Source organism: Mesotoga sp. BH458_6_3_2_1, assembly GCF_003664995.1.
Taxonomy (GTDB): Bacteria; Thermotogota; Thermotogae; order Petrotogales; family Kosmotogaceae; genus Mesotoga.
This window is the reverse complement of record NZ_JFHL01000002.1, coordinates 508377-529227: the sequence shown is the minus strand read 5'-3', so window position 1 is coordinate 529227 and position 20851 is coordinate 508377. Positions and strand designations below refer to the sequence as shown.

Sequence of the window (20851 nt, the reverse complement as noted above, 5' to 3'; positions counted from 1 at the left end):
TTCCTACCCCCTTCAGTCATCAAGTTCTTCGACAGCAAGAAGATGTCTTATGGCATTAACCATTCCCCTGATCTGTGGAGAATCCGGTTGGACAACTTCACTGTCCAACTTACCAAGACCCAGCGCCCTTACTGTCTTCAGCTGTCTTCTGTTAAAGCCGATCGGACTCTTTATCAATCGTATTCTCAAACTCCTTGCCATTACTGACCTGCCTCCTCGCTAATTCCGTGGAAGACCCTCTTCAATGAAATGTCTCTGAGCTTCGCAAAATCCTGCGGGGATCTCAGACTAATCAGACCATTCAGAGCCGCCCTGGCCATGTTAAGTGTATTTGATGATCCCAGAGACTTAGTTAGGATATTCTTAACTCCTGCAAGCTCTACAACTGCTCTGACGGGAGAATTGGCAATGATACCCGTGCCTGGACCAGCAGGTTTCAACATTATCCTTGCAGAATCCTGTCGACCAACTGTCTCATGTGGTACGGTCTCGTTTCTTACCGCAACTTCTGTAACATTCTTTTTGGCTTCTAGAACTGCCTTTCTTATTGCAGTAGGGACTTCTCTGGCACTGCCGATTCCAAGACCAACCTTTCCATCTCGGTTGCCCACAACGGCAACTACTCTAAAGGATAGATTTTTTCCCCCGGCAACAACCTTCGTAACCCTTCTTATTTCAATTATTCTTTCTTCAAATTCGTTGTCTTCTACCTGCTTTTCTACAGGAGCGTTTCTGGAAGCTCTGGGGTTTCTTCTTCCTTCACGTGAAGATTTCGAATTACGATCATTCTTCATCTCTTCAGCCATCTTCCTCACCTCCTCAGAACTGTAGACCGCCTGCTCGAGCTCCCTCTGCAAGCGACTTTACTCTTCCATGGAACTTGAATCCCCCACGGTCGAAAACCACGTTGGTGATTCCCTTGTCTTTCGCCTTCTTTGCGAGGAGCTCCCCGACCTTCTTCGCAGCATCTATATTCCATGACTTATCGATGGAACCCTTGACATCTTTGTCTACCGTCGATGCCGAAACAAGGGTAACTCCCTTGGAATCATCGATCAGCTGAGCATAAATGTGCTTCTCGCTTCTGAAGACTGCCAGTCTAGGTCTTTCCGGTGTACCAGAAATTGCAGACCTGACGCGAAGATGTCTCTTTCGCCTTTGTTCCTTCTTGTCTTTATGTTTGAACACTCCAGCCGCCTCCTTGATTAGACCTTCTTACCGACTTTGGTTCTAATTGCTTCTCCCTTGTAACGTATACCCTTTCCGGAATAGACAATCGGTATTCTCCATCGTTTGATGTTCGCAGCAACCTGGCCAACTAAATACTTGTCAATTCCCTTGACAACTATAGCCTGCGGCGCCGGTACTTCAAACTCTATTCCAGCAGGAGGATCAATCTCAACGGGATGAGCGTAACCGAGATTCATTACAAGTTTCTTTCCCTGAAGCTGAGCTCTGTATCCTACTCCAACGATTTCAAGTTCCTTGACGAACCCTTGAGTAACGCCCACCACCATGTTGTTTATCAGCGACCAAAAAGTGCCGGCATATTTTGCCAATCTTTTATAATCACTCTTTCTGATCACAACATCTTCATTTGATTTTACCCAGAGCTCTTTTTCGTCGGCTTCGATCTTCACAAGAGGAAGGAGTTCCTGTTTCAGCTCGCCTTTAGGTCCCTTCACAGTGATCAAGTTTCCTTCGATTTTGTATGATACACCAGCAGGGATTTTTATGGAATGCTTAAGTAGTCTAGACATCAGAATTCCCTCCCTACCACACGTAGCAGATGACTTCTCCGCCGACGCCTTGGGAACGGGCCTGCTTGTCTGTCATCACTCCGCTGGAAGTACTTACAATTGCTATTCCCATACCTGACTTCACCTTAGGAAGCTTGTCCTTGTTTACGTACATCCTTTTGCCAGGTTTAGAAATTCTCACAATTCCAGAGATGACGTTGATCTTGTGCCTCCTGTCTCCCTTGTATTTCAGAAAGACTTTGAGAACACCCTGTTTGCCATCCTCTATATATTTATAATCGTCTATATAGCCTTCCGCCTTCAAAATATCCAGAAGCTTCTTCTTCAGGTTAGAAGACGGTATGTCCACGCTCTCCTTGAAGGCAGCGTTGGCATTTCTTATTCTAGTGAGCATGTCGGCTATGGGATCACTCCACATTACATTTCCCTCCTCACCAGCTTGCTTTCTTCACACCGGGGAGTTTTCCCTCGGAAGCCAGCTGTCTAAAGCACACTCTGCAAAGACCGAACTCTCTGTATACTGATCTAGGTCTGCCACAAAGATTGCATCTGTTATATTTCCTTACTTTGAACTTGGGTTCTCGTTTCCACTTTTCGATTAATGATTTCTTCGCCATGCACCTACCTCCTTAGACCATAACTCTCTTGAAAGGAAGTCCAAGAAGGGCTAACAATCTTCTTGCTTCCTCATCAGTCCTGGCCGTTGTAACAACTATTATGTCCATTCCCTGAACTCGTTTTATCTGATCCGGTACAATTTCGGGAAAGACTAGCTGTTCGGGAAGCCCCATTGCATAATTACCTCTACCATCGAATGAGTCGGGATCAACGCCTCTGAAGTCTCTCAGCTTAGGAAGCACAACATTTATAAGCTTGTAAAGGAAGTTGTACATCCTGGGTCCTCTTAGGGTAACCTTCAATCCCACCGGCATTCCATCACGAAGTTTGAAGTTCGCTATGCTCTTCTTGGCTTTCGTCACCACTGGCTTCTGCCCGGCAATTGTCATCAGCTCTTTGCCATGTAGATCGAGAAGGTCAGCATTTCTTGAACCTTCGCCAATCCCCATATTGACAACTATCTTAGATACCCTGGGGACCTCTAGCTTATTCTTGTAGCCAAATTCCTTCGTCATGGTAGGGACTACTTCACTTTCAAATTTATCTTTCAAAGGGACGTATTCGTATGTCATCAACAATTCCTCCCCATCAGACCTTATCGATTATCTCGCCGCACTTCTTGCAAGATCTGACCTTTTCACCATTTTCAAGAATTTTGTGGGCGACTCTCGTAGGCTTATTACAGTTGGGGCAGACAACCATTACTTTGGAAACGTATATTGGCGATTCCCTTTCAATGATTCCGCCTTCACGGTATTGGTTAGTTGGTCTCTGATGTTTTTTCGTGAAGTTGACACCCTCGACTATTATCTTCTTTTCCGAGGGAATTGTCTTAAGAACTTTGCCTTTCTTGCCCCTGTCTTTGCCTGATATTACCATTACTGTATCTTCTCTTTTCACTCTACTCATTTTGCTCACTCCTCACCAGACTTCCTGGGCTAGAGAAGCTATCTTGGAGAATCCCTTATCCCTTATTTCTCTAGCAACAGGTCCAAAGACACGTGTCCCTCTGGGCTGGTTCTGCTTGTCGATAATAACCGCAGCATTGTCATCGAAGCGAATGTAGGTGCCGTCTGGTCTGCGAATCTCCTTCGCCGTTCTAACAAGAACGGCCCTAACTATATCACCCTTTTTGAAATCTGTGTTTGGCGCCACATCACGCACTGCTGCAACAACTATGTCACCTACGCTTCCTGATCTCTTTCTGTACCCGCCGGTGACCTGTATCACCTTGATCATCCTCGCACCGGAGTTGTCTGCGATTTTCAGGTATGATTCAGACTGGATCATTTCTGGTCACCTCCGGAACCTTCAACGGTCTCGGGAGTTTCGGGAATTTCTCCCGTGTAAATATCCTTCTTGAGAACCTTCACGAGTTTGAACTTCTTCATCTTGCTGAGGGGCCTGCACTCTTCAATTTCAACTGTATCGCCCATTCCAGCAAGACCTTCTGGATCATCTGCATGATACTTCTTAGTAGTCTTCATGGTCTTCCCATAGAAGGGATGTATGTGCGTCCTTGTAACACTCACCACTATCGTTTTTTCCATCTTGTCACTTACTACCGTTCCTACTAGTGTCTTTCTTGGCATGGCGGACTACCTCCTTATCCCCAGTTCACGACCGCGAAGGATGGTCTTTATCCTTGCTATGTCGCGCTTTACAACAGTTATCTGGGAATGGTTCTTCAACCTGTTCATTTCCAGCTGGAACCTGAGGTCCATCAGCTTTCTCTTTGAATCCTCGAGCATCTGAGTGAGTTCTTCGTCGGTGAACTTTTGGAGTTCAACTGCTTTCATCAGAGCTCACCTCCTATCTGATACCTCGGTACTATCTTTGTTCTGATAGGTAGTTTTGAAGCCGCTTTTTCAAGAGCTTCTTTCGCAAGCTGGTCAGGTACTCCGCCTATTTCGAACATGATCTTCCCGGGCTTGACAACAGCTACCCAGCCTTCGACATCTCCCTTTCCCTTCCCCATTCTCACACCGATTCCTTTTGAGGTAATAGGTTTGTCAGGGAAGATTCGAATCCAGAGATTACCATTCCTCTTAAGTGTTCTCGTAATTGCAATTCGGCAGGACTCGATCTGCTGAGCAGATATCCAATGTGGTTCGAGGGCCTTTATTCCCCACTCTCCAAAGTGAACAATGGTCCCGCCTTTTGCCTTACCGTTCATCTTACCTCTTTGTTGCTTCCTGTATTTTACCCTTTTGGGCATTAACATTATGAACTACCTCCCCTCTTGCAATTACACCTGTACGTCGCCTTTGTAGATCCATACCTTCACACCGATTATTCCCATCTTTGTGAAGGCTGTGGTGTAACCGTAGTCCAGATCAGCTCTGAGGGTCTGGAGAGGAAGTCTTCCTTCCAGGTACCACTCTGTCCTGGCAATATCAGCTCCGTTCAGCCTTCCTGAAACCATTATCTTTATCCCTTTAGCTCCCTTTCTCATTGCAGTGAATATCGCTCTCTTCATTGCTCTCTTATAGGAAGCTCGCTTCTCAATTCTTGACGCGATGTCCTCAGCAACAAGGATCGCATCGGTCTCGGGTGTTTTAACTTCTTCAATATTCAGCTGGAACTGCCTGGTTATAAGCTTCTCCAGCCGCTGCCTTAGCAGCTTGACTTCACTACCCTTCTTTCCAATCATCACACCAGGTCTGGCGCATTTGATGGTAATAACCACCTTACCTGGCTCCGGTCTCTCGATGTAAATGTCGGAAACTCCGGCAGCCAAGTAATTCTTCTTAAGAAAGTCCCTTATCTTGAGATCCTCGAGAAGATATTCTTTGTAATTCTTCTCGTTTATCCAACGGGCTTTCCAATCTTTACTGACACCAAGCCTGAATCCATAAGGATGTACCTTCTGACCCACTTATGTCACCTCACTCCTGAGGATTGCTAATCTCTTCGCGGTTTGCTACAACAACGGTTATGTGGCTAAATCGTTTCTGCTGAATATCAGCTCTTCCTCTTCCTCGCGGCCACAGTCGCTTCATTCTGGGGCCATCATCGACAACAGCTTTTTCAACATAAAGACTATCGATATTAAGGCCAAAATTATTCTCTGCATTTGCTACTGCAGAGCGCAACACTTTGTAAACCAAACGGGAGGCCTTCTTAGGTGAGAACTCAAGAATCTGAAACGCCTCGCCAACTTCCCTATTTCTTATTGCATTTACAACAGATCTCGCCTTTCTAGGGGAGATTCTTACAAACTTTGCAACTGCCTTTGCCTGAGTGACAGGAGTTGCTGCTTTTTCCTCTTTGCGCTTCTTATGGAGAACTGAACGCTTGTCTCTCTGTGACGTCTGCGCCATCTCAGCATCCCCCTTCATCTGACTTCGCCTTTCTTGCTCTTCTTATCTGCATGCCCACCGAACCTCCTGGTGGGAGAGAACTCACCCAGTCTGTGCCCAATCATATTCTCTGAAATGTAAACCGGTATATGCTTCATTCCGTTGTAGACAGCTATTGTGTGTCCAATCATTTCAGGAAGAATCATGGATGCTCTGCTCCAAGTCTTAATGGGTTTCTTTTCTCCCTTTTCATTCAGCTCTCTAATCTTTTTCAAGAGACTCGGGTGTACGTATGGGCCTTTCTTCTTAGATCTAGACATCTTCAACTACACCCCCTGATCAATTCTGATTCCTGCGCTTGACTATTAGGTTATCTGATGGCTTCTTGTTCTTCCTTGTCTTGTAACCTCTGGCCGGCTGCCCCCAGGGACTCTGAGGAAGGTGACCCTTAGAACGTCCTTCTCCACCACCCATCGGGTGATCGACTGGATTCATGGTCATGCCCCTGACCGACGGGCGAACTCCAAGCCATCTCTTTCTTCCTGCTTTTCCATGTATCTCATTCGAATGTTCCTCATTTCCAACCATGCCGATCGTTGCCATGCATTTCACTACAACTCTTCTCAGTTCGCCAGAAGGCATTCTAAGAAGTGCATATCTTCCCTCTTTAGCCATCAGCTGGGCATAGGTCCCCGCTGCTCTCGCAATCTGACCGCCTTTACCGGGTAAGAACTCAATGTTGTGGACGATCGTACCCACAGGAATTCTCTCTAGTGGCATGGAGTTGCCAACAGATATTTCGGCCTGGTCGCCGTTCTGAATACCATCTCCGACCTTCAGACCCTTCGGAGCCAGCATATATCTCTTCTCACCATCGATGTACTGGAGAAGAGCAATCCTAGCCGTTCTGTTCGGGTCATACTCAATCGATATGACTTTCGCAGGAATACCTATCTTGTCTCTCTTGAAATCGATAACTCTGTAACGCCTTTTTGTCCCTCCACCCTGATGCCTGACTGTTATTCTTCCATGATGGTTTCTACCGGCGTTATTTTTAATTGGCTCCAGAAGAGACTTTTCCGGTTCAGTCTTCGTAACTTCCTTGAAGTCCGGAAGAAGCATAGACCTTCTGCTTTTGGTGACGGGATTAAACTTTCTCAATGCCATGTCATCTCACCTCACCTTAGTGTTGGCCTTCGAGTTCTTTAATCCTGTATCCAGTCACAAGAGTAACGATTGCTTTCTTCCAGGACCTCGACTTGCCAATAAAGACACCACGTTTCTTTGGTTTTCCCTTCATGTTCATGATATTTACCTGTTCAACCTTAACATTGAAAAGCTTCTCCACGGCGGCTTTGACCGTATACTTATTGGCATCTCTATGTACCTCAAAAATGTACTTGTTCATTTCACCAGAAGCAACTGTCTTTTCAGTGATCAGCGGTCTGAGGAGAACGTCTCCGTAATACTTCTGTTCAGTCATTAACCGAGCACCTCCTCGATCTTACGAACAAGATCAGTCGTGATCACAAGCTTTTCGTGATTTATAATGTCATAAACGTTAAGTCCGTCGATATTTGTCTTGCTGGTGACGGCCGTATTTCCAGGATTATCCGCTATTATTACCTTCACGCCATAAATGTTTTTCCCGGAGAGTCTAACGTTCTGATACTCGTCTTTCTGCCATGGCAGAACGAAGAGTGTCTTCTGCGACTTATCGAGTCCAAGATTACTCAAGACCTCTCTGAGCTGCTTTGTCTTTGGATTGTCGAACTTGAGATCATCCAAGACTATTAGATTGCCTTCATTGAGTCTGAGACTTAGAGCAGATCGTAGCGCAACCTTCTTCATTTTCTTGGTCATGTTGAACGACCAGTCTTTTGGCTTCGGTCCATGAATTACTCCACCGTGTCTCCAAAGCGGACTTCTCGTTGAACCTACTCTTGCTCTTCCAGTGTGTTTCTGGGCCCAGGGTTTTCTTCCCCCGCCCCTAACCTCTGATCTTGTCTTGGCCGAAGCCAGTCCGGCACGTCTCCCTGAAAGTTGCATATTAACGTATCTGAACATCAGATCTTTGTTCGGTTCAACGTTAAAGACGCTTTCTATCAATTCGACTGTGCCAACTTTCTGGCCGGCCATATTCACAACGTCGGCTTGAGCCATTGTTGCGTCCTCCTTCCAACACATTTTCGGGGCTATCTGTTTGCGCTCTTAATTACTAAGAGGCCGCCCCTCGCTCCTGGAACTGCACCATAAATGGCTAAGAGTCCATTCTCTGCATCGACTTTTACTATGGTTAGATTCTTTACAGTCTTCTTTTCGTTACCGTACTGACCGGGCATCTTCTTACCCTTCCAGATCTTCGCAGGATCAGTGTGATTACCCACAGAACCCAGTTCTCTATGAAATTTCGAACCATGAGAAGCTTCTCCACCTCTGAAGTTCCATCTCTTCATCGCGCCGGAAAAACCTCTACCCTTAGAAAATCCAGTTACGTCTACCTTTTCGCCTTCAGAAAAGACACCAGCTTCTATGATATCACCAACATTGAAGTCATTGATGTTACCAACCTTGAACTCTTTGAGAACTCTATGTGGTTTGACCTTTACCGCTTCAAACTTCTTCACCAGAGGCTTTGTCAGTATTTTTTTTGCTCTTTCCGGTGTAAGCTCTTCGAATCCAACTTGAATGGCGTCGTATTCGCCGCCTTCACTCGTCTTTTTCTGTACTACTGTACACGGACCGGCTTTCACTACGGTAACTCCGAAGGCTTTTCCATCTTTGTATATAGTTGTCATACCGAGTTTTCTACCCAATATACCTTTCATCTATCACACCTCCGAAGTCTCTTTACAGTTTAATCTCCACGTCTACACCTGCGGGGAGGTCGACTTTCATAAGAGAATCTATAGTCTTTGGCGTAGGATCTAGTATCTCAATCAACCTCTTATGAACAAGCTTCTCAAACTGCTCTCTTGCATCCTTAAACTTGTGTGGCGAAGTTAGAACAGTGTAGAGCGTCCTCTCCGTTGGCAATGGCACCGGACCCGATACCTTGGCATTGGTGAGCTTTACAGCTTCGACAATCTTCTTGGCCGACAAGTCAAGCAGTTTATGATCGTAAGCCTTCAAGCGAATCCTGATTTTTTGCTTGGCCATGCCTAAATGTTCCCTCCTTCTGTTAACAGGGAAGGGAGATTACTCCCCCTTCTCCTGGAAAGACCCTTAATCACTCAACTATTGAGCTGACAACTCCGGCGCCAACTGTCCTGCCACCCTCACGAATTGCAAATCTCAAACCCTTCTCAATCGCAACGGGGTAGATAAGCTGGATAGTCATATCAACGTTATCGCCAGGAATAACCATTTCAACACCCTCGGGAAGATCTGCGATTTCCCCGGTAACATCTGCAGTCTTAATGAAGAACTGCGGCCTGTATCCCTTTGTGAACGGAGAGTGGCGGCCTCCCTCTTCCTTCTTCAAAACATAGACGTTTGCCGTGAATTTCCTGTGAGGTGTTATTGATCCTGGTTTTGCAAGCACCTGACCTCTCTTGACTTCTTCCTTTGCTACGCCTCTCAGAAGTGCTCCGATATTGTCACCGGCCTGCCCTTCGTCAAGGAGTTTTCTGAACATTTCCACACCGGTACATACTGTCTTCTTTGTCTCATAAGAAAGACCAATTATCTCAACTTCATCGCCGACATGAACAGCTCCACGCTCAATTCTTCCAGTAACTACCGTTCCTCTTCCTGTAATTGTGAAGATATCCTCCACCGGCATAAGGAAAGGCTTATCAGTTTCTCTGACAGGGTCCGGGAAGTAATCGTCGCAGGCCTTCATAAGTTCGTATATGCTCTCTGTCCACTCATTTGGACTGTCAGCTTCCAGTGCCTTCAGTGCAGAGCCCTTGATCACGGGGAGCTCGTCGCCCGGGAATTCTTGAGCGGAAAGTAGTTCTCTTACCTCTTCCTCTACGAGTTCGACAAGTTCTTCATCATCAACTGCATCCACTTTGTTTATGTAGACAACCATTGCGGGAACGTTGACCTGTCTCGCAAGAAGAACGTGCTCCCTCGTCTGAGGCATAACACCGTCAGTAGCAGCGACAACAAGAATAGCTCCATCCATCTGAGCGGCTCCGGTGATCATATTCTTGATATAGTCAGCGTGACCTGGACAGTCGATGTGGGCGTAATGTCTTTTTTCAGTCTGGTACTCGATATGAGAAACGTTGATTGTGATTCCTCTTGCTTTTTCCTCCGGTGCCTTGTCAATTGAGTCAAACGGGGAGAAGTCAGCAAGACCCTTGAATCCCAGACTCTTTGTAATTGCCGCGGTAAGAGTAGTCTTACCGTGGTCAATGTGTCCAATCGTACCGATGTTAAGATGTGGTTTTGAACGTTCAAATTTTTCCTTAGCCATGGTTTCCCTCCTCCAAATACTTTTTTGGGATCTCTATCTTCCAAGAATCTTATCTGCAATTTTCACTGGAACTTCCGAATAGTGGGAGAACTGAATAATGTGGATTGCTCTTCCCTGTGAGAGAGATCTGCAAACTGTAGCATAACCGAAAAGCTCGGAAAGAGGAACGTGAGCCTTTATAATTTTAAGGCCAGCCCTGGTTTCGAAGCCCTCAATCTTGGCTCGTCTGGAATTCAGATCGGCAATCAAGTCTCCCATATATTCTTCAGGCGTGTTAATCTCTACTGCCATTATCGGTTCAAGCAAAGAAGGACTCGCTTTGCGTACAGCTTCTTTGAAGGCCATTGATCCAGCTATGCTGAAAGCGATCTCCGAAGAATCCACTTCGTGGTACGAACCGTCCAGCAAAGAGACTCTCACGTTGACCATTGGGTAACCAGCAAGATAACCGGAATCCATCGCCTCTCTCACCCCACGTTCCACAGGTTTGATGAATTCCCTGGGAATCGTTCCACCGACAGTCTTGTCTTCGAAAACAAAGTTTGAGCTCATGTCGATAATAGGCTCAACGCTTAGAACTACATGTCCGTACTGTCCCTTCCCGCCTGTTTGCCTAATATACCTTGCTTCGCCAGTAGCTTTGGATCTTATCGTCTCTCGATATGCTACCTGAGGATTTCCAACTCTGAGTCCAACATTGAACTCCCTTTTTATCCTCTCAACGATGACTTCTAGATGGAGCTCTCCCATACCGGACAAAATAGTCTCTCCCGTCTCACTGTCAACGTAACTCTTTAGGGAAGGGTCCTCCTCAACGAGAGCGACAAGAGCCTTTGTCAGTTTCGAAGCATCATCCTTTGTTTGGGGTTCTATGGCAATTGAGATAACCGGCTCTGGAAATTCAATCTTTTCCAGGATTATCTTATCATCGCCAGAAACCACTGTCTCGCCCGTCATTGAATTCTTCAGACCAACTACCGCGACTATATCTCCCGCACGAATATAGTCGACTTCTTCTCTCTTGTCGGCATGCATGAAGAGCAATCTAGAAATTCTCTCTTTAACATTTTTATTTGTGTTGAAAACATACGACCCCTTTTCTAGGGAACCTGAATAGACTCTTAAAAAGGTCAGCTTTCCAACAAAAGGATCGACCATAATTTTGAAAGCCATCGCAACAAAAGGACCGTTTTCATCTGGATGAACCTCTACATCTTTTCCGCTATCCAAAACCTCGCCAAGAACAGGTGGCAAATCTTTTGGGGACGGCAGATAATCAATAATCGCGTTAAGAAGAGGTTGGATTCCCTTGTTCTTAAAAGCCGAACCACAGAGAACAGGAGTAACCTGCCCTGAAAGGGTAGCCTTTCTTATGGCCGCTTTCATCCTTTCAATTGGAAGTTCTTCCCCCTCTATATACAGTTCCATAAGCTCTTCATCGAACTCGGCTACATGTGTAACTAGGTCTTCACGAGCTTCATCCACCTGACTGAGCATATTTTCAGGTATTGGAGAGGTACTGAACTCTGTCCCCTCCTGATTCGTCCATCTGAAGGCCTTCATTTCAACAAGATCAATAACACCTTCAAAGCTCGACTCGGATCCGATTGGAAGCTGAATTGCAACAGGGTTTGCTTTCAGTTTGCTAACCATGGTGCCTATGGCGCTCTCAAAGTCCGCACCGATCTTGTCCATTTTGTTCATAAAGGCAATCCTTGGAACATGATATTTGTCTGCCTGTCTCCAAACTGTCTCCGATTGAGGCTCAACACCGGCCTGGGCATCGAATACCGCAACGGCGCCGTCGAGAACCCTTAAAGATCTTTCAACTTCAACTGTGAAGTCAACGTGCCCGGGTGTATCAATAATATTGATACGATGATCCTTCCAGAATGCCGTTGTTGCAGCAGAAGTGATAGTGATACCTCGTTCCTTTTCCTGGTCCATCCAATCCATTGTTGCCGTTCCTTCGTCAACGCTTCCGAGCTTGTAATTCTTACCTGTATAGAAAAGAATCCGCTCGGTAGTGGTAGTCTTACCGGCATCTATGTGGGCCATTATTCCTATGTTCCGAGTCTTGTCTAAAGTTGTGGCTCTTTCTTTCACTATCTTTCCTCCCGCTGAAACATCTTTACCATCTGAAGTGAGCGTATGCCTTTCCAGCCTCCGCCATTCTGTGTACGTCTTCTCTCTTCTTTACTGCGTTGCCCTGACCATTATAAGCATCTATTAGTTCAAGCGCAAGCTTTTCCCTAAGAGGTTTTCCAGACTTTGCTCTGGCAGATGTGACGATCCATCTTATAGCGAGAGCTACGGCTCTTCTTTCAGGAACCTCAAAAGGTATCTGATAAGTGGCCCCTCCAACTCTTCTTGGTCTCACTTCCAGAAGAGGCTTAATATTACTCAAAGCTTTCTTAAAAGCTTCCATGGGAGGCTGCTTAGTTCTTTCAGAAAGAACTTCAAGTGCTCCATAAACGGTAGCTTCTGCCTTGCTCTTCTTTCCACCTATCATGATCTTGTTTATTAGTCTGGTGACTACTGTGTCATTGTAAATTGGATCAAGTACCACTTCTCTTTTCTCAGACTGACGTCTTCTCATCTAGGACTGCCTCCTTATTTCTTCGGCCTCTTGGCGCCATAACGACTTCTCGACTGCTTCCTGTTTGCTACTCCCTCGGCATCTAAAGTGCCTCTTACAATCTTGTATCTTACACCAGGAAGGTCTTTAACTCTTCCACCTCTTACTAGAACAACGGAATGTTCCTGAAGATTGTGTCCTTCACCAGGAATGTAGGCCGTGACTTCTGTCCCATTTGAGAGACGCACCCTTGCAATCTTTCTCAATGCTGAGTTGGGTTTCTTGGGTGTCATTGTAGAAACCCTTACGCAAACACCGCGCTTCTGTGGATTATTTTCAAGCGCCGGAGAAGCAGATTTCTGTTTCGACTGTTTTCTTCCGTGTCTTATCAATTGATTTATAGTGGGCATCTGGTTGCGATTCGCCTCCTTCTAAGCGTTTTGCCGAAAGCAATTGTACAATGCGGCGGTGGTACTGTCAATTGAAGCCTGCTGAACGGGATGTTTCAGATGGTAATCGTTACATAAGAGTTACCTTTCGTTTCAAAGAGTCTCCAACCAAATTGAAGAAGGCAAGTTCTTGCGTCGTCTGCCCTTTCTTGATTGAATCGTCAAGTTCTTGAAGGATGACAACAAGTATTCTGAGTTCCTCAGATGTAAATTTTTGACTCAAGTCTTCCCGATCCTCTCTCGTGTTTGAAAAACTGTACCCAACAAGCCTGGCAACCCTTGCACTGCTAATACCGGCGTAAGCGGAGATCTCTTTTATCTCCGACCACGAAACCCCGGCGGAACCTCTCCTAACTTCGATTATTGTCCCCAAATCCAAAATAATCTTGAGAAGAACCGACGAAAAATAGGTGAATGGAATCATCGATCTTTTTGCCGAATTCAGAAAACCCTTATCATTGTCCAAAAAGCTATACGCTAACGATTCAACTTCGATATCTGTGTCGATGTCAACGAACTCTTCAACGGTCTTAGCGTCTATGTCTCTGGAAAGAATTGAAAGCTTTTCCAGTTCTCTGAGAATCCTGTATTCCTTTCTTCCGATTCTTTCAATTAGCGCCGCGACAGCCTCCTTTGAAATCTTGATCTTCGCCAATCCTGCAATCTTGATAACGTGAGAGCGCCACTTTTCCTCTTCCCAGGGCCTGGGAAGATTGAAGCTGACTCTCTTAACCTGGGTTTTTGTACTCAGTTTTCCTTCAATATACAAATCGATATTCTCGTCTATCGCAGGAATCAATGTCTCGACTGACGATCGCTCTTCTCTCTTCCATTTATCGAATCCAGAAAGCCTAATAGGTTTTGTTCCGAACATTCCTGCAGTTGATAACGCCATTCTGAGCCTTGCTTCTTTTTCTGGCATATCTTCAGTTAAGCAGAGATATCCGCTCGTTCTCTCACGTATGAAGAAATCCTTGAGTACATCACTATCTCCCGTTATCTCATAAATCATTGCTAAGCGCTCCTAACCAGATCTCCATCCTGTCCAGCAGAGGTTGGCCTGCATCTGGATACTGATTGATGACTTCGCCTGACCCATGAACAACGATTTTGTCTATTCCATAGATTTCTGCAACTTCCTTCACATCAAGCAACGAGTATCCGCCCAAATCAGGCATTTTCCAGCTGTAGACTCCCTCATAAACTTCCTTCTCAACTCCAATACCATAGAGATTTCTGACTACCGAAGCGAACATCGGCGCTGCCACAAACCCTCCATAGTAGGCTCCAGCTTTGGGAGTGTCTATCATAATATACAGTGTATATGTTGGATTCTCCACAGGGAAGAAACCAAAGAACAGAGAAAAGTAAGTCTCTTCATTATATCCTCCAGGTCCAGCTTTTTGCGCCGTACCAGTTTTTCCAGCGATTCTTACTCCGTCGACTTTAGCCATTGTGCCTGTTCCTTCAATAACAACACTTTCCATAATCGGGAGCATTGTGGAGACAAGCTGTGACGAGAAAAGTGTTCCATCGACCTTCTTTGGGATATTCAAAAGACCATCATTACTCCGTATAGCTCTGGCAAATGTAGGGATCAAGAACTGTCCTCCTGCTGGAAATACATTTAAAGCCTTAACCATTTGGAAAATGTTCACTCCGAGCCCCTGACCGATTGGGAACTGGTAAGGAGAAATCAGAGACCAATCTTTGGCCTCTGGCATAATACCGGGAGTCTCTCCGGGAAGATCAACACCGGATAACCTTCCAAAACCGATATTGTTGAGTTGTCTGTACATTTCTTCTTTGCCAAGTGTGTTGAGTATTTTACCTCCAACCTGAACAGTAGCTACGTTGCATGAATTAATGATAGCCTCTCTAAACGTCTGAATCCCATGACGCTCGCCTTCGGTATCACGAATAATTATATCAAGGCCTGGTACGGGCTGAATTCTCCCATCACAATTGAAAGTCATTGTTTCAGTGATTGATCCACTCTGCAGGGCCAAAGAGTAGATCAGAGGTTTAATCGTAGATCCTGGCTCAAAGATACCCATAAGACCTACATCCCAATTATAGGTTCCAGCATATGCAAGGACCTTCCCCGTTTTACTTTCCACGAGAAGTGCAACACCACCATCTGCCATGTTCTTCTCAACGGTTGAAAGTAGTTCTTCATAGACCATCTTCTGTATATCTATGTCAATTGAAAGATATACGTCACTTCCATTTGTCGGCTCTTCCCTCACGGTACTCGTGAGGGTTCTTCTTATAAGACCATCCTCTTTTCCAGATAATTCCTCAGTGTAGCTCAGTTCAATCCCATTCAGGGGAACTCCGCCTTTATCGAGTTTTCCTAATATTCGATCAAGCCCGTATTCACTGAAGCTTAATCTCTCTCTTTGCATCTCTAGGGAAATATATCGCTTCGTAATAGGTGTGATTTTACGTTGCATTTCGTCGTTAGTCGGTGTCGTTCCAAGAAGAAGGAAGTTTTTTGTACTTTGAAGATTCTCGTGGAGTATTTCATAGGGTATTCCATAGGAAAGTTCAATATTTCTCAGAACTCTCTCTATTTGATCAGAAGAAGTTGCCAATCTTAGATACCCGAGATCAAGCCATGCCTCGTAGATTATTGAATCGCTGGCTAGAAGTCTGCCCTTTGAATCATATATAGATCCTCTCAGTGCCGGGATTTTATTTACACCCAAAATCACTGGAATATCGGGCTCAGTGAATAGCGAAATATATCCCGCTCTCACAGCGAAGACCCCTACACAAAGTATCAAGAGTACATACAACAGTGTAACTCTGCTCGCAAGCTTCTTAATTTATGATACACCTCGACAAAGTTCTACTTTTCTGCTCTCACTCCAACAACAGTCTGCAAATATGAGATTTCTCTAGAAACATCTTCAAGTCTAGATTTCATGACCGTAATGTCTTGTTCTCTTCTAGATGCTACCTCTGTGATTTTGTCAACCTCGTTGCCGAAATAGAACGGGAGAGCAATTGAAACTGCCAATGAAAGAAAAATAACGAATACTTGCAGAAACCCAAATAAACCCCAAACATCGCTGTTTGTTAAGGCTTTGTCGCCTTCACGAACCAGCGACTTCCGCTTCGCTGTTATGGCTTGCACGAGATGTTCCTCCCTTCAAATCCGCTCCGCTGCCCTCAATCTTGCACTTCTTGCTCTTAGATTGAGTTCTACTTCTTCTTCCGACGGCCGTAAAGGTTTCTTCGTTAGTATCTTCAACTCAGAATTCGATTTCTCCCTGAACACTCTCTTCGCTATGCCGTCTTCCAAAGAATGAAAAGAAATAATAACGATCCTACCGCCTTGCTTCAGAAAACCGGGAATTCTCTTCAATGTACTGTCGATGTTTTCAAGTTCTTGATTCACTTCAATTCTGATCGCTTGAAAAGTCCTAGTTGCGAAATGTCTCTTTCGTTTGTACCTTTCGGCTGGAGGTATAGCTGCTTTTACTGCATCGTGCAAATCTTTCGTCGTGTACAAGGGTCTTCTGGAAACAATACTTCTTGCTATCTTTCTGGCGAATCTCTTTTCATCTCCGTACTCAAACACAATCCTTGCTAGTTCGCTTTCCTTATAGCCATTCACAACTTCTGCTGCCGTAGTTTTCAGAGAAAGGTTCATGCGCATATCGAGCGGTTCGTCCAGTTCGTACGAAAAACCTCTTCCTTTAGACTTCAACTGAAAAGTGGAGAGTCCCACGTCTAGCAGAAAACCATCTACCTTATCAATACCAGCCTGTTTAAGCACAATTTCGAAATCAACATAAGAGAGATTGAATAATTTGTAACTTCCCCGGTAATCTTCAAGATTCTGCTCCGCTATATCCAGAACCTCACGGTCAACATCTAGCCCAATAATCCTTGCTCGACCGTTAGTGGCCTCAAGAATGGCTTTCATGTGACCACCTTCACCAGCGGTACAATCAACGTAAGTCCCATCGACGCGTCCACCAAGCAAATATAGGAGCGCTTCGTGAACCATGACGCTCCTGTGGTGTTCGTCATATTGCCTGGACATCTAATTCACTCCGCTCGAAGAGATAATAACATTTTTCTACAGTCAAAGTCAAACTCATCTCACTACTCATTCCAAAGATTTTTCGATTGAAGAGAAGAAAAGCAGCTCCTTCTCTATGAATTCGTCTATCTCGCCATTCATGACAGATTGGATATCTCCTGTCTCAGCCTCAGTTCGATGATCCTTGACCATTGTGTACGGTTGAAAGACATAAGACCTGATTTGATTACCCCATGATATGTCCTTCTGATCACCCATTAATCTCAGTTTCTCATTACGCTTCTTTTCGATCTCTATTTCAAAGAGCTTTGCGTACAGCATCTTCATTGCATTTGCCTTGTTTTGATGTTGAGATCTTTCTGTCTGACACGCAACAACTATGCCGCTAGGGAGATGAGTAATTCTGACGGCAGAGTCGGTTTTGTTGACATGCTGTCCACCAGCACCTCCCGATCTGTAAGTATCGACTTTCAAATCTTCAGGTTTGATCTCAATCTCAGGCACTTCGTCCATCTCCGGAAACACACTGATAGAAGCAAATGATGTGTGTCGTCTATGATTTGCATCAAACGGAGAGATCCGCACTAATCTGTGTACGCCGGCTTCAAATTTGAGTTTTCCGTACGCATATGGGCCGGAAAAATTCAAAGTCACACTCTTGATTCCAGCTTCGTCCCCAGGCAATTCGTCTACAATTGTAATCTTAAATCTGTTCGCTTCTGCCCATCTCATGTACATTCTCATAAGCATTGATGCCCAGTCCTGAGACTCTGTTCCTCCGGCACCGGGGTGAATTGACATGAAGCAGTTATTATTGTCGTATTCTCCGCTTAAAAGGATCGTTAGCTCAAATTCCCTGACCTTCTTTTCTGCCGATCTTACAAGCTCTTCAACATGCCTGACGTAACTCTCGTCTTCTCCCGATAGCTCCACCGCAATGTCTATACTTTCAAACTCCTCTTCCACATCCCTAAGAAGACCGAGGGTCCCCCGGAGAGACTGTGCCTCTATTCCCAGCTTAGAGGCCTCTCTTTGGTCGCTCCATATTGAGGGATCGCTCATTCTCTTTTCGATCTCCTTCAGTTTCTCATCTATCCTCTCGAGATCAAGAGTCTCTCTTATCGAATCAAACTTCTCTCTCAACTCTTGAATTCTCAAGTTCGTTTCATAACTAATCAAATTGCACCTCCGGACTAACGTTTAACCTTGAACCTTTTTGTGCCCTTCTTTTTGCCGCCAACATCACCCTTCTTATCTCCTCCGCTTCCACTGAAATCAGAGTGCACAGCTTGAAGACTTCTGAATTCCTTGTCTGCGTTTTGCTTGGCCTTATCACTGTCGACTCTGACTATTCTTACGATCGCACTTGCAATATCATCGTAAAGGGAATCAGTCAACTGCTGAAAGAGGATGAAAGACTCTTTCTTGAATTCTATCACAGGATCTTTCTGACCGTAAGCTCTGAGACCCACGGAGTCTTTGAGATGCTCAATAGCCTCCAGATGTCTTCTCCATCTCTCATCAATCATCCTTAACATAATGTACTTCATTACCTGCGGGAACTCATCTCCGAATGAAGTTTTCTTCTCGACAAATATCTCCTGAAGCAGCGATAAGGCACTGTTTCTAAGTTCCTCAACGTTATTAAGCCCCTTGAGCCGCCCTATGTCTCCCGCTGGCAAGAAACTAAAGGAGACCTTAATGTCTTCAAAAGGAGGGAGCTGCTCAAGCCCGGACAATCTTCGATCAACAACATCTTCAATTATCTCGAAGACATTGGAATCAATTTCATCGCCTTTTAATACCCAGTCTCTATGAGCATAGATTGCACTTCTTTGCTGATCAATAACTGAATCCAGTTCGTAGAGCCGCTTTCTGATCTCGAAGTGCATTCCTTCTATCTTCTTCTGAGCAGAGAAAATAATCCTGCTAAGAAGTGAGTGCTCAATTGGCTGACCTCTTTCGATCTTGAGAGTATTCATTATGGACTGCATACGTTCTCCGCCGAAAAGCCTTATGAGATCATCTTCTGTAGAAAGAAAGAATCTTGACTCTCCCGGATCCCCCTGCCTGCCAGACCTTCCCACAAGCTGATTGTCTATTCTCCTGCTTTCGTGTCTTTCGGTACCGAGAACATAGAGTCCGCCTAGCTCTACGACACCATCTCCTAACTTGATGTCTGTTCCTCTTCCAGCCATGTTTGTCGCGATTGTGATGGTCTTTCTTTCTCCTGCTTTTGCCACAATTTCGGCTTCTCTCTCATGATACTTTGCGTTTAGAACCTCGTGGGGAACTCCCCTTTTCTGGAGCATTTTGCTCAATAACTCGCTCTTCTCAATTGAAGTCGTTCCCACAAGCACAGGTTGTCCCTTTTCATACCGTTCGGCAATTTCATTGATTATTGCTTCATTCTTTTCTTCTTTGGTCTTGTATATTGAGTCTTCCTTGTCTTGCCGAATTACATCCTTGTTAGTTGGTATTACAGCAACTGGTGTGTTATACATTGAAATGAACTCCGACTCTTCAGTCGCAGCCGTCCCCGTCATTCCCGCCACTTTGTCATATTGCTTGAAGTAGTTCTGAAAGGTGATCGTGGCAAAAGTAACCGATTCCTGTCTTATCTGTACGTTTTCCTTCGCCTCTATTGCCTGGTGGAGACCTTCAGAGTACCTTCTTCCCGGTAATAATCTGCCGGTGAACTCATCAACAATGACTACTTCTCCTTCCTGAGTAACCAGATAGTCAACTTCTTTCTTGTAGAGGATCATGGCTTTCAAAGCATTTAGAAGGTGAAAAATATAGTCGTAATTACTGGGATCATAAAGATTATCAATTTGCAGCAGCTTTTCAGCCTTTGCAATACCCTCGTCTGTAAGAGTCACCGTTCTATCTTTCTCATCAACAACGAAGTCTTTTTCCGCCTGAAAACGTTTTGCAAAGAAGGCGAACTGCCTGTACAGATTTGAAGAGTCTTGAGCCGGACCAGAAATGATCAACGGTGTTCTAGCTTCATCGATCAATATTGAATCGGCCTCATCCACAATAACGAAATTGTGTCCACGTTGAACCTTGTTCTCAAGAGAATATACGAGATTATCCCTAAGGTAATCGAACCCAAACTCGTTGGCCGTTCCGTAAGTAATATCACAGTTATAAGCATCTTTTCTAAGCGAAGGTTCCATAGCCGCCTGAATAAATCCCGCCCGCAATCCAAGATATTCATAAACAGGGCCCATCCATCCAGCATCTCTCTTTGCAAGGTAGTCGTTAACGGTTGCCAGATGACAGCCTTTGCCCGAAAGGGCATTAAGATACAAAGGCATTGTTGCCACCAGTGTCTTTCCTTCACCAGTTTTCATCTCAGCAATCTTGCCCTCGTTAAGAGCCAGAGCACCCATCAACTGCACGTCGAAGGGCCTCATACCCACCGCCCTTTTCGCAGCCTCTCTTGCCAGGGCAAAAGCTTCGGGCAGAACTGAATCAAGAGACTGACCTTCTGAGACCCGGGCTTTGAACTCATCCGTCTTCTTTGCAAAGTCATTTATTTCAAATTTTTCAATGTCTTGCTCATAGCCGTTAATAGCTTCAACTATTCTCGAGTACTTTTTTAAAAGCATCCGGTTCTTGTCGAATATTTTTGAAAAAATTCCCATTGAATCAC

Annotated in this window: 30 protein-coding genes; all 30 read right to left on the bottom strand. The window is 45.0% G+C overall.

All coding sequences use genetic code 11. The annotated features are described in order from the left end of the window. Positions 1-12: 12 nt before the first annotated feature. Positions 13-201 carry a 50S ribosomal protein L30 gene (gene rpmD, locus Y697_RS02885; protein WP_110990052.1) on the bottom strand — a complete coding sequence of 63 codons (189 nt, stop codon included), beginning with the start codon at positions 199-201 and terminating at the stop codon, positions 13-15. Next, positions 201-806: a 30S ribosomal protein S5 gene (gene rpsE, locus Y697_RS02880; RefSeq protein ID WP_110990053.1), complete on the bottom strand. Its 606-nt coding sequence runs from the start codon at positions 804-806 to the stop codon at positions 201-203. Before rpsE ends, rpmD begins: the two co-directional genes overlap by 1 nt. Positions 807-819: 13 nt before the next feature. Then, positions 820-1188, bottom strand: coding sequence for a 50S ribosomal protein L18 (gene rplR, locus Y697_RS02875; RefSeq protein ID WP_121550181.1), 369 nt, complete (start codon positions 1186-1188; stop codon positions 820-822). Positions 1189-1205: 17 nt separating this feature from the next. Continuing rightward, a complete protein-coding gene (gene rplF, locus Y697_RS02870; RefSeq protein WP_110990055.1) occupies positions 1206-1760 on the bottom strand; it encodes a 50S ribosomal protein L6 in 555 nt (184 codons plus the stop codon). Between the two features lie 13 nt (positions 1761-1773). Beyond that, on the bottom strand, positions 1774-2178 hold the full coding sequence (gene rpsH, locus Y697_RS02865; protein ID WP_121550180.1) for a 30S ribosomal protein S8: 405 nt from the start codon (positions 2176-2178) through the stop codon (positions 1774-1776). A gap of 13 nt (positions 2179-2191) precedes the next feature. Continuing rightward, the gene (locus tag Y697_RS02860) at positions 2192-2377 is read right to left on the bottom strand and encodes a type Z 30S ribosomal protein S14 (RefSeq protein WP_121550179.1); all 186 of its coding nucleotides are present in this window, start codon (positions 2375-2377) and stop codon (positions 2192-2194) included. A gap of 12 nt (positions 2378-2389) precedes the next feature. Next, positions 2390-2950 (bottom strand): 50S ribosomal protein L5, encoded by a 561-nt coding sequence (rplE, locus tag Y697_RS02855; RefSeq protein WP_121550178.1) that lies wholly within the window; start codon positions 2948-2950, stop codon positions 2390-2392. A gap of 16 nt (positions 2951-2966) precedes the next feature. Continuing rightward, entirely contained in the window at positions 2967-3287 is a 321-nt protein-coding gene (gene rplX / locus Y697_RS02850) for a 50S ribosomal protein L24 (protein WP_110990058.1), read from the bottom strand. 12 nt (positions 3288-3299) lie between these two features. Beyond that, the gene (gene rplN / locus Y697_RS02845; RefSeq protein ID WP_121550177.1) at positions 3300-3668 is read right to left on the bottom strand and encodes a 50S ribosomal protein L14; all 369 of its coding nucleotides are present in this window, start codon (positions 3666-3668) and stop codon (positions 3300-3302) included. Next, complete coding sequence (gene rpsQ, locus Y697_RS02840; protein WP_121550176.1) at positions 3665-3970, bottom strand: 30S ribosomal protein S17; 306 nt, start codon at positions 3968-3970, stop codon at positions 3665-3667. The genes rplN and rpsQ overlap by 4 nt, the downstream gene beginning before the upstream one ends. Before the next feature lie 6 nt (positions 3971-3976). Next, positions 3977-4177 carry a 50S ribosomal protein L29 gene (gene rpmC, locus Y697_RS02835; RefSeq protein WP_099772028.1) on the bottom strand — a complete coding sequence of 67 codons (201 nt, stop codon included), beginning with the start codon at positions 4175-4177 and terminating at the stop codon, positions 3977-3979. Next, positions 4177-4602 (bottom strand): 50S ribosomal protein L16, encoded by a 426-nt coding sequence (gene rplP / locus Y697_RS02830; RefSeq protein ID WP_121550175.1) that lies wholly within the window; start codon positions 4600-4602, stop codon positions 4177-4179. Before rplP ends, rpmC begins: the two co-directional genes overlap by 1 nt. Before the next feature lie 24 nt (positions 4603-4626). After that, complete coding sequence (gene rpsC, locus Y697_RS02825; RefSeq protein WP_121550174.1) at positions 4627-5256, bottom strand: 30S ribosomal protein S3; 630 nt, start codon at positions 5254-5256, stop codon at positions 4627-4629. A 10-nt stretch (positions 5257-5266) separates the two neighbouring features. Then, positions 5267-5701 carry a 50S ribosomal protein L22 gene (gene rplV, locus Y697_RS02820; protein ID WP_121550173.1) on the bottom strand — a complete coding sequence of 145 codons (435 nt, stop codon included), beginning with the start codon at positions 5699-5701 and terminating at the stop codon, positions 5267-5269. A 14-nt stretch (positions 5702-5715) separates the two neighbouring features. Then, a complete protein-coding gene (gene rpsS / locus Y697_RS02815) occupies positions 5716-6000 on the bottom strand; it encodes a 30S ribosomal protein S19 (protein ID WP_039882973.1) in 285 nt (94 codons plus the stop codon). 19 nt (positions 6001-6019) lie between these two features. Beyond that, a complete protein-coding gene (gene rplB / locus Y697_RS02810) occupies positions 6020-6847 on the bottom strand; it encodes a 50S ribosomal protein L2 (RefSeq protein WP_121550172.1) in 828 nt (275 codons plus the stop codon). Between the two features lie 16 nt (positions 6848-6863). Beyond that, the gene (gene rplW / locus Y697_RS02805; RefSeq protein ID WP_121550171.1) at positions 6864-7163 is read right to left on the bottom strand and encodes a 50S ribosomal protein L23; all 300 of its coding nucleotides are present in this window, start codon (positions 7161-7163) and stop codon (positions 6864-6866) included. Beyond that, a complete protein-coding gene (rplD, locus tag Y697_RS02800; protein ID WP_099772021.1) occupies positions 7163-7843 on the bottom strand; it encodes a 50S ribosomal protein L4 in 681 nt (226 codons plus the stop codon). Before rplD ends, rplW begins: the two co-directional genes overlap by 1 nt. Before the next feature lie 32 nt (positions 7844-7875). Further along, positions 7876-8508: a 50S ribosomal protein L3 gene (rplC, locus tag Y697_RS02795; protein ID WP_121550170.1), complete on the bottom strand. Its 633-nt coding sequence runs from the start codon at positions 8506-8508 to the stop codon at positions 7876-7878. Between the two features lie 22 nt (positions 8509-8530). Then, entirely contained in the window at positions 8531-8839 is a 309-nt protein-coding gene (gene rpsJ / locus Y697_RS02790; protein WP_006492343.1) for a 30S ribosomal protein S10, read from the bottom strand. 70 nt (positions 8840-8909) lie between these two features. Further along, entirely contained in the window at positions 8910-10106 is a 1197-nt protein-coding gene (tuf, locus tag Y697_RS02785) for an elongation factor Tu (RefSeq protein WP_121550169.1), read from the bottom strand. Positions 10107-10139: 33 nt separating this feature from the next. Continuing rightward, positions 10140-12164, bottom strand: coding sequence for an elongation factor G (gene fusA, locus Y697_RS02780; RefSeq protein ID WP_372963658.1), 2025 nt, complete (start codon positions 12162-12164; stop codon positions 10140-10142). 73 nt (positions 12165-12237) lie between these two features. After that, positions 12238-12705 carry a 30S ribosomal protein S7 gene (rpsG, locus tag Y697_RS02775; protein WP_121550167.1) on the bottom strand — a complete coding sequence of 156 codons (468 nt, stop codon included), beginning with the start codon at positions 12703-12705 and terminating at the stop codon, positions 12238-12240. A gap of 14 nt (positions 12706-12719) precedes the next feature. Continuing rightward, entirely contained in the window at positions 12720-13094 is a 375-nt protein-coding gene (rpsL, locus tag Y697_RS02770; RefSeq protein WP_121550166.1) for a 30S ribosomal protein S12, read from the bottom strand. 109 nt (positions 13095-13203) lie between these two features. Further along, a complete protein-coding gene (locus Y697_RS02765; protein WP_121550165.1) occupies positions 13204-14145 on the bottom strand; it encodes a DNA polymerase III subunit delta in 942 nt (313 codons plus the stop codon). Continuing rightward, positions 14135-15895: a penicillin-binding transpeptidase domain-containing protein gene (locus Y697_RS02760; protein WP_121550164.1), complete on the bottom strand. Its 1761-nt coding sequence runs from the start codon at positions 15893-15895 to the stop codon at positions 14135-14137. The genes Y697_RS02765 and Y697_RS02760 overlap by 11 nt, the downstream gene beginning before the upstream one ends. A gap of 92 nt (positions 15896-15987) precedes the next feature. Beyond that, positions 15988-16275 carry a hypothetical protein gene (locus Y697_RS02755; protein ID WP_121550163.1) on the bottom strand — a complete coding sequence of 96 codons (288 nt, stop codon included), beginning with the start codon at positions 16273-16275 and terminating at the stop codon, positions 15988-15990. Positions 16276-16290: 15 nt separating this feature from the next. After that, the gene (gene rsmH, locus Y697_RS02750; protein ID WP_121550162.1) at positions 16291-17190 is read right to left on the bottom strand and encodes a 16S rRNA (cytosine(1402)-N(4))-methyltransferase RsmH; all 900 of its coding nucleotides are present in this window, start codon (positions 17188-17190) and stop codon (positions 16291-16293) included. 66 nt (positions 17191-17256) lie between these two features. Next, positions 17257-18369, bottom strand: a complete 1113-nt coding sequence (gene prfB, locus Y697_RS02745; protein WP_121550161.1) for a peptide chain release factor 2 — start codon at positions 18367-18369, stop codon at positions 17257-17259. 14 nt (positions 18370-18383) lie between these two features. Next, positions 18384-20843 carry a preprotein translocase subunit SecA gene (secA, locus tag Y697_RS02740; RefSeq protein ID WP_121550160.1) on the bottom strand — a complete coding sequence of 820 codons (2460 nt, stop codon included), beginning with the start codon at positions 20841-20843 and terminating at the stop codon, positions 18384-18386. Positions 20844-20851: the final 8 nt, after the last annotated feature.